The organism is Pirellulales bacterium, assembly GCA_035656635.1.
GTDB lineage: Bacteria > Planctomycetota > Planctomycetia > Pirellulales > JADZDJ01 > DATJYL01.
The window spans coordinates 18,914-27,096 of the sequence record DASRSD010000087.1; the positions used below are offsets into that span (position 1 = coordinate 18,914).

The 8,183-nt window shown below is 51.4% G+C and carries 4 protein-coding genes; 3 read left to right on the forward strand and 1 reads right to left on the reverse strand.

What is annotated here, in order from left to right:
* Positions 1-7 precede the first annotated feature (7 nt).
* Positions 8-4,174: a hypothetical protein gene (locus tag VFE46_08125; GenBank protein HZZ27959.1), complete on the reverse strand. Its 4,167-nt coding sequence runs from the start codon at positions 4,172-4,174 to the stop codon at positions 8-10.
* A 318-nt stretch (positions 4,175-4,492) separates the two neighbouring features.
* Between VFE46_08125 and VFE46_08130 the strand changes: the two genes are divergently transcribed.
* The 3 genes from VFE46_08130 to VFE46_08140 all read left to right on the forward strand — a co-directional run.
* Entirely contained in the window at positions 4,493-5,800 is a 1,308-nt protein-coding gene (locus VFE46_08130) for a PQQ-binding-like beta-propeller repeat protein (protein ID HZZ27960.1), read from the forward strand.
* A gap of 175 nt (positions 5,801-5,975) precedes the next feature.
* Positions 5,976-7,133: an AI-2E family transporter gene (locus VFE46_08135; protein ID HZZ27961.1), complete on the forward strand. Its 1,158-nt coding sequence runs from the start codon at positions 5,976-5,978 to the stop codon at positions 7,131-7,133.
* Positions 7,134-7,724: 591 nt separating this feature from the next.
* Positions 7,725-8,183, forward strand: a 459-nt coding sequence (locus tag VFE46_08140; protein HZZ27962.1) for a hypothetical protein, incomplete at its 3' end; no start/stop codon positions are given.

Sequence of the window (8,183 nt, forward strand, 5' to 3'; positions counted from 1 at the left end):
TGAATACTTAGGAAGACATTTCCGGTAGGGTGTCCCAATTAGAAAGTTGGGATTGGATTTCATCCCAGCTGAGCCGAATCCAGGGCAGGGAAAATAATTGATCTTCATGGAGAATTGGATCACGTAGTTGATTGCAGACGCGATCGACTTCTTCCTTGAGCAATAGCAACCAGCCGGGTAAATCGAGCCCAGCACCGCAAGGTTCGTCGGCTAGTTCGCCGGCTTCTTGTTCCAGCAATGCAAAGGCACCCGACGAGTTGCCGGTTCGCGCTTCCTCGGCCGCCGGCTGCACCAAGGCGCGGATGCGATCGATTACCAGCGGCCGTATAAAGCGTTCCTCCAATCGGTCAGCAACGGTTGCCAGGCGCATGCCATACTTGGCCTGTAATATGGCGAGGCGCGCCAATTGTTGATCGGCCACGTCGCTGGTACGTTCGACCATTGCTCGACGCCACAACTCGGCCGCGCCGATTAAACTCCGGCGGATAAGAACTTCGTGGGCCAGCGCCACCGGCCGCAAATTCCAGTGGATGCGCTCGTAATCGACTTTTACTCGCAAAAAATCCAACAGAATGAACAGCAACTCACCACGATCTGATTGCGTGGTAGTGGCATTGTAGTCGCAATACTCAGCGTAATTTTCGACAATTGCTTCGATCACCAACGCCAGGTGTTTTTTCGCTTCTGCCCGCGATAAGCCATGATCTAACTCGCGCAACAGCAACAAGGGTTGGGCAGGTTCCTCCGAGTTAGCCAAACGGTCTAACCAGACGTCGACGCCCTGATGCAAAATCGCACGCAGGTTACCCAAGTGAAAAAACTGTTGGGTAAATAAGTCGTGGCCATATCGCTGGATGAAATTGACCAATTCCTGCCAGGATTTTTCCGGCGATACGCGTTCTAAAACCGAAAGACGCAAAGTGCGGCTGTGTGAAAGCCATTCGGACAGAAGCGATTCAGTGACCTGTTGCAAACAATCGATGAGCTGCGCATCGACTGCGGAATCGGATTGAATGGCGGCGCGATCGATTGCTGCTGAATCTGTTGGGGTGCGGAAGGCTGCTATAGAAGGGTCGGGCGACCGAGAAAGGGAATCGGCCTGGGGTGTTTTGGCTGAACCCCATGTTAACGATGATTCAACCAAACTTTCTACAATAGTTTGATAGCCGATTTCAAATAAACGATTGAATTCTGTGACCGCACCAATCCCAGGTGAATGAGACTTTTCCATCGCGCGGGCCACACGCAACAGCTGACACGATTCGCGCAGCAGCCCTAATCGTGGCAAACGATGGAGCAGTTCGCAAAGTACTTGCTGCTGGGCCCGTGCGGAAGCAATCTTTGTGGGGGCACCGCCGCGCGACAGCGGCATATACAACGAGGGTTGCGGTGCAAGCTCGATCAAAAATGCTCTCCAGGCGGAGCGCGCTGCGACGGAATCTCCAGTCATGATGGCCGACATCAGCGCGATGGTTTCCCGTCCGTGGATGAAGGGGGTGAGTTTGGCGTCGACATGTATCTGCTTACTCGCCTCGGTGATCTTAGGTGAAGACGGCATCGCAGCGGCCAAAAAGAGCTCAGCTTCCATTGTGCTGGCCAGTGTTGTGACGACTTTTTCGAGCAGCATTTCGCGGGTAACGCGGCGACGATCGTATTCCAACAAGGCATCATAAGCAGCCGAAGAAATGGCGATTGGGTAACGCTGAATTGCGGTAGCAAGTTTCAATAATTGTTGATCGTTTTCTTGCGCGCGAGCCAACCATTCTGGTCGAATGACAAGCGTTGCGGTTTGGACGTCGGGCGTCGATGATTTTTCGCTATTGGAAGCCAGCCGTTTTTTCGTTGGAAACCAGGCCAGCATTTTCCATTGGGCCGATAACATGGCGAGAAACGCCAGACGCGGAGACAGCCGTCGGAGTTCGCGATCAAATTCGTCGTTGTTATCATTGGCACCGGGTACTTCTAACATATCGGCATCTGTGCCGTCTGCCGTGCTGTCTCGATAAACCATATTTTCGTACGCGGCGCTTAGCAAATTGTCTTGCTGGTCCGCGTCTTCTTCGAAATCCCTCGATGCCGGATGGCTCTGAGATTCAAATTGCTGTCCCGAAGAGCTATCTTCAGGCAATTCTTCCGAATGCCATTGTGGTACGTTCCAGAAATGTTCGGCATTGGCTTCGAGGTAATCGAAATACTTCAATCCCAGCGACGGAGCAAATAAGTGTTTGTCACCAGGCTGGTTTTGCCCGTTGGTCGTTTTCACTGCTGCGGCAGCAAGGGCCTTGTGCAGGCATTGTGTTGCGAGTGCGTAAAAACTGTAGGGGCTGGCATCGAGACGAACCTTTTCAGCCTGGCTTAGCCAGTGCATGAGAAGCGCCACAGCAGCCTGTAAATCTTCCCGTTGTAGCAAAGCTTCAATAACTCGTCCGTAGGCTTGTGGAGAGTTGAAGTGTTCTACATGCGGTTGCCAAAAGGCAACTTGGCCAGCGGCTTCGCCCGCTTGATGCCAAGCGCCTAGAGCTGCCGCAACCCGCTTTGCGGCCGTGACGGCCTCGCTGCCGGAGATGTGTTGCACACCGCTAACAGCCGCGGTGGCGAAACCATCCCACCAAGCCGCCAGTTTTTGGAATGCAGCAGCCAGCCGTTTTTGCGATGCTGCATCGTTGGCAATCGCGAATTCGTGCCACAATTGAGCGTACAGGGCGAAGATTTGTTCAATTAGATCAAGCAGTTCCTCTACGCGCGGATCGGGAATGCTGTTTTCCACAGCCGGAAACAAACTGAATTGTCCGCCAAACCCGAGAATGTTCCACGGGTCAATTACTGCGCCGCAGTTAATTGCTCGATGAAGTGCATTTTCCGCTTGAGCAAGAGCGAAAAAGCCATCGTGCAACCGCTGGGCGTCGATTGCGCTACGGCCATTGGTCAATAAACATTGCATCTGACATATCATGCGTGCTGATGCAGCCGGAACAATCTGTGATTGACGCGTTGCCGCATCGGAATAGCCCAGGCGGGAAAAAATGAGAGCCAACTGGACATGCAGTAGCTGCAGAGCCCGCAGTCGGGCCAACTCGGCATTTAAGTGTTGTCGAGCACCGGCAAATAGCTGGTGCCGATCGGCTGCCTCAGCCAATAGCCGCTGACGGTGGTCTCCTCCCACTTGCGCAAGCAACTGTTGATAAAATTCGTCACGATATCGGGCAATTTTCGGCAACAGGGTGGCTAGTGTGACCGAAGAGTCGTACGCTTCGGGGCCGCTGCCTGTCGTGCCGCAGGCCATTAAAATGGTACCGGCCAATACCGCGGCGGCCTCAAGCATTACTTGTTCGCGCGGTAAATCGTGGGTTTGATCGACGCGCGCGCGAATGGCATCCAAGGTGCATTGTTGAATGACAAATCGACGATAGTAGCCTTTGTTGTCGATCAATTGCTGGTCCCAAGTACCGAAATGGTAATTCGGTCGGCGATTTACCGGATGGTTAAAATCGTAGGCTCGCGGATCAAACGCCAGTTCACCGAGAGCCGAAAAACTGAAACCAGCGGCTTCGAGCAATTCGGGATTGGTGTTCTGCAGAATGGTTAACGTTTGTTCGATGAGTACTTGATAGTTGCCTGCTGAAACACCTGCTCCAGCAATGTAAAGCGGAATAAGAGCTACTCGTTCGTGATCATACGGCTCATGCTTGTTAGTTTCTAAAATAGGAACAGGTCGGTAGCCGATGAAATTGTTCAGCCGAGCGAGCGATTGCTCAACGATTCTGGTCGTTTCGCTCCAGGGCGTTCCGGCGGTCAGAACCGCTTCTGCAACGCGACCGATAAAAAATGGTTGCCACAAATCAGTGTCGGATTGATGAAACAGCAAATTACGGTGATGACGGCGGTAAGCGGGCAGCATTTCCTCGAAGATTATGCGCAAAACGTTTTGCGCCTGTTCCGTATTTTGGAAGGCCACGCTGCGACCGGTCAGTTTGGCCAGTTTTTGTAGCAACACTTGATGAACAATGCTTGAGACATCATCATCGTTCGCAGTTTTACTTTGAATTGCCTGCCACAATTCATTTAGCCGTTGCAGAAATGCATGATCGGCCACGCCTGAAGAATAATTCAAATATCCCAAGATTTCCGGGAAACAAGCGTGCTCGGTGATTTCGGCAGGCAATGGTATGGGCATTCTTAAAACGTGATCATGGGGAATCGCATGCTTAACAACTACAAATTCCACACACCGGTACAAAACATCCTAGATTCGACCGCAACTCTCAGACGGGTTTAATCTTTCGTGGTTTAATTCAGCTTAGGCTGTGCCCTGAAAGCGGTCTAGCGTCTCATTGAGCCAGAAACAAAGATCGTCGGTCGGTATCGAAGTACTCGCCCCCCAATTATGATAGATTGAGTACATTGACTTTAGTGAATGCAACAAGCGTGGTCGTGTGCTATGAAATAAATTAGGTCGTGTTGATCCCCCAGTTTTGTCATCTCGGTAACCGATATGTTCCGATTACTGTCTATTGTGCTGGCGATCGGCGTTCTGGCGATTCAATTGGAAAAAGGTGTTGCCCGTGCGCAGGCAATTGGTGTGCCATTAATTTCGCAGGAGGCGGCAGCGCAAGCAGGACTGAAACGCGCCTGGGTTGCTCAGATGCCTTTAGATCGGGCCCGCTCGAAAGTCACACATATTAAATTGCAGGCCGGTTTACTTTTGGTCGTGACAAGCGAGGGCATGCTGTTCGTGATGGATGCCGAGAACGGGCAGATCATGTGGCCCTTTCGCATCGGAGTAAGAAGGTTGAACGCTCTATCCGCAAGTGCCAATGCATCGTATGTGGCCGTGGCGAACACAGCCCGGTTGTTTGTCTTAGATCGGGCTAGCGGTAACGTGGTGCTTGATCGCCAAGTTACCGGAACTCCTGAACGCGGTCCGGCGCTTACTGCCGACGAAGTAATTTTGCCGTTAGTTAAGGGTGGACTGGAAATGTATTCGCTTTCAACTATTAAGAATGCAAAGTTGCCAGAAAATGTATATCCGTCCTATCAACCGTGGGCTGGAACATTAGCGGGAGAGCTAAACAGCACCGATTCAACTGTGGCTTGGGCAGGCGACTTGAATCAGATGTACATCCTATTCGGCGATATGAAATCAGAATTCAACAAAGTTGTGCCGGAAGGAATTACTTCAACACCAACGCTGTTTGGTTCGCAAGTGTACTTGGGCACGGAAACAGGATATGTAATTGCATACTATGCCGATATCGCAGCCGAAGGAACCGACACTGCGAAATCTAACCAGCCTGCGAATTTGCATCGACTGGGCGATGAGCTTTGGAGGTTCTCTGCCGGTTCTCCCATTCGGCAGCGGCCGATTGTCACCAATACGGCGGTGTATGTCGTGCTTGAAGACGGCGGAATGTTTGCGCTGCGGCCAAATACAGGTGAGGTCATTTGGTTTTCTCCTGATCCTGTTCAAGTGGTATCCGTTAGTTCTGAGCGAGTGTACACACGCGATAAGTTAGGCCGAATTTCGATTCTGGATATCAAAACTGGATCGCGAATTGATACGCTACAACTACCGCAGTCCATCAAACCGTTGACGAACGATCAAAATGATCGCTTGGTCTTATTCACGGACGAGGGCTTGATTCAGTGTCTGCACGAAACGGCATTTGCCCAGCCATTCCAGAATTCGGCGCCGAAGATAGAAGCACCGAAGAAAGGTGCCACGAAACCTGCAGCCGCGCCGGCCGACGGCGCCGCTCCGGCAGGAAATGCTCCTGCCGGAATGAAGCCGGCCGGTAGCTAACGCTGCTAGTGATCGCCAAAATTCTTGGAAACTACTTGCCCTGAGTGCTTTTTTGGGCGTACGCTGCTAGTCGCGGCAACCATCGGTGCGATACACTTTTGAGACTTATAGGCGACTGCAATCCATGGGTTGCCGACGCGGCATAAGTAGAACATCAAAGCTCCAGGACGAGAATTTGTCTACTGCATCTGAACCGCCGATTCGCGCTGAATTGCGCATCCATACTGTTTGCTTAACGGTAATTGCGGTCGTCACGGCTGGTGTGGCGCTAGCCTGGTTGCGACCGATTATTATTCCATTTATTATTGCCGCTTTTCTTGCGCTAGCCTTGATGCCGTTAGTCGATTTTTTGGAAATCCGTGCACGGATGTCACGGACCTTGGCTGCATGTATGGCTTCATTACTCGCAGTGCTGTTGTTAATTGGAATGGGACTATTGATTGAGGTATCGTTCGATCAAATCACCAGCAATGTGGATCAATACGAGACCAAATTAGAATCGATCATCAAATGGGTCGAAGATTTGCCGTTTGTGCAATGGTGGACCACGAAAACAACGACGCCCGCAGCTGAGGAAGCGGCTGCAAATGTTTCGGAGACTGGGGCTCCGACTGTGCCTGTTCCACATCCCAAAAAAACCAATCCATTGGCAGATCTTTCATTGGGTGCAATCCAAAACCTTTTACTTGGCGCTACTGGTTTCGTGGGCGGAGTGGCATGGGCGATCATTTCGCAAAGCGTCATCGTGTTGGTGTTTCTGTTTTTTCTGCTATTGAGCAGTGTCAAGCACGATCGGCCGATTGGTGGCGCATGGGGAGAAATGGAATCGCGCATTCGCTCCTATTTGATTACTATGACGCTCCTTTCAGCGGTAACCGGCGCGCTCGACGCAGTCGTATTATCGATTTTGGGAGTCCAGGCGGCAGTGCTGTTTGGGTTGTTAACTTTTTTGCTCAATTTCATTCCGAATGTTGGTTCGTTTATTGCCACACTTTTGCCGGCGCCAATGGTGTTATTATCGTCAAACTTCACCCTTGCTGAAGGCATGATGGCTATTCTCATTCCCGGGGTCATTCAATTCGTAATCGGTAACTTCATTCAACCCAAGTTGATGGGCGAGCACATGCAATTGCACCCTGTGGTTATTTTGCTGGCTTTGATTTTTTGGGGGACTCTGTGGGGCATTGTGGGCGCGTTTTTGGCCGTACCATTAACATCGATCATTCGCATCGCTTGCGATCGACATGTATTTACTCGGCCTGTTGCAAATTTGATGGCGGGGCGATTGGATTCGCTACGCGAAGAGCCGGTGGTTGCAAGCAACGCTTCTTGAAGCCAAGCTCAGCGCTGTCATTTTTCTGAGGTTCCATTAATTTCTTTGCCCTATTAGCGTGTGCACTGCGTCGAACCCACAACTCAATGAGTTCTAAGCCCATGGAATTTGCAGATGCCACATCGAGCGGCTTTATTAAAAGGTTGCCATCAGAGCGATTTCAGACCAATAAACTCACTATTTTTGGTCTTTTCTTCCCCCAACTGAATATTCTTTGGAATACGCAATCTTGCATTCCGTGGAGCGGGCAATTAGGCTCAAGCGGACAGGCTTTGTCCGATCCACCTAATGGTTGGCACCCAACGAGTTTAAGCATCGCAGTGGTATTGAAAGTTTGCTCGTACTAAGATGCCCACCGGTGGATCATTTATTTTCAATCTCCGGCGTGCAGGGCATTTTTCGGCCGCGCCGGAAGGGCATGGCTCGTTGGGCTAGGGGCCTGCCCGCGGGCGGTGGAGATGGCTCGGTATGTCGATTTGGTCTGACTGGGCATTCCGGACTTTTGGGCCACCGCGTGCCCGACAGGCAAAGCGCTCTCGCGTTGTCAGTTCCCGGCGACCGCACGGCGTGGAGCGACTTGAAGATCGCTGCTTGCTGAGTGTCACTTCCAATTTCTTTTCAGGAACACTGACCCTAAATCTTACTGCGGCCGATGCCGTTGCTCTTTCAGCGGTTGGCGGCAATGTGCAATTGACCATTAATGGTATTAGCGGATTCAATCCGGATTCCGGCGTCCAATCGGCAGCTGGCGTCAAATCCATTATTATCACAGCAACAGACAATTTCGATAATACAATTGATTTGACCAGCATTAATCAGACTGATTATTCAAGTTTGGTTTCAATAAATTTGGATGGAGGAGATGGGAACGATTCCTACATAATTAACCAAAACACTTTGCCCTCTGCTGCAAGTGTCATTATTGCTGACAGCGGGGGCAGCGGGACGGACAGCCTGGTGAGTCAATCGACGGGCGTGGGTCCGGAGACGATCGGGATCACCGCCAGCACGCTCAGCCGCTCGGGCAGTCCGCTGGTCAGCTACAGCGGG

Coding starts and splice junctions, on each gene's coding strand:
- VFE46_08125 (HZZ27959.1), bottom strand. CDS start 4,174: ATGCCCATACCATTGCCTGCCGAAATCACCGAGCACGCTTGTTTCCCG.
- VFE46_08130 (HZZ27960.1), top strand. CDS start 4,493: ATGTTCCGATTACTGTCTATTGTGCTGGCGATCGGCGTTCTGGCGATT.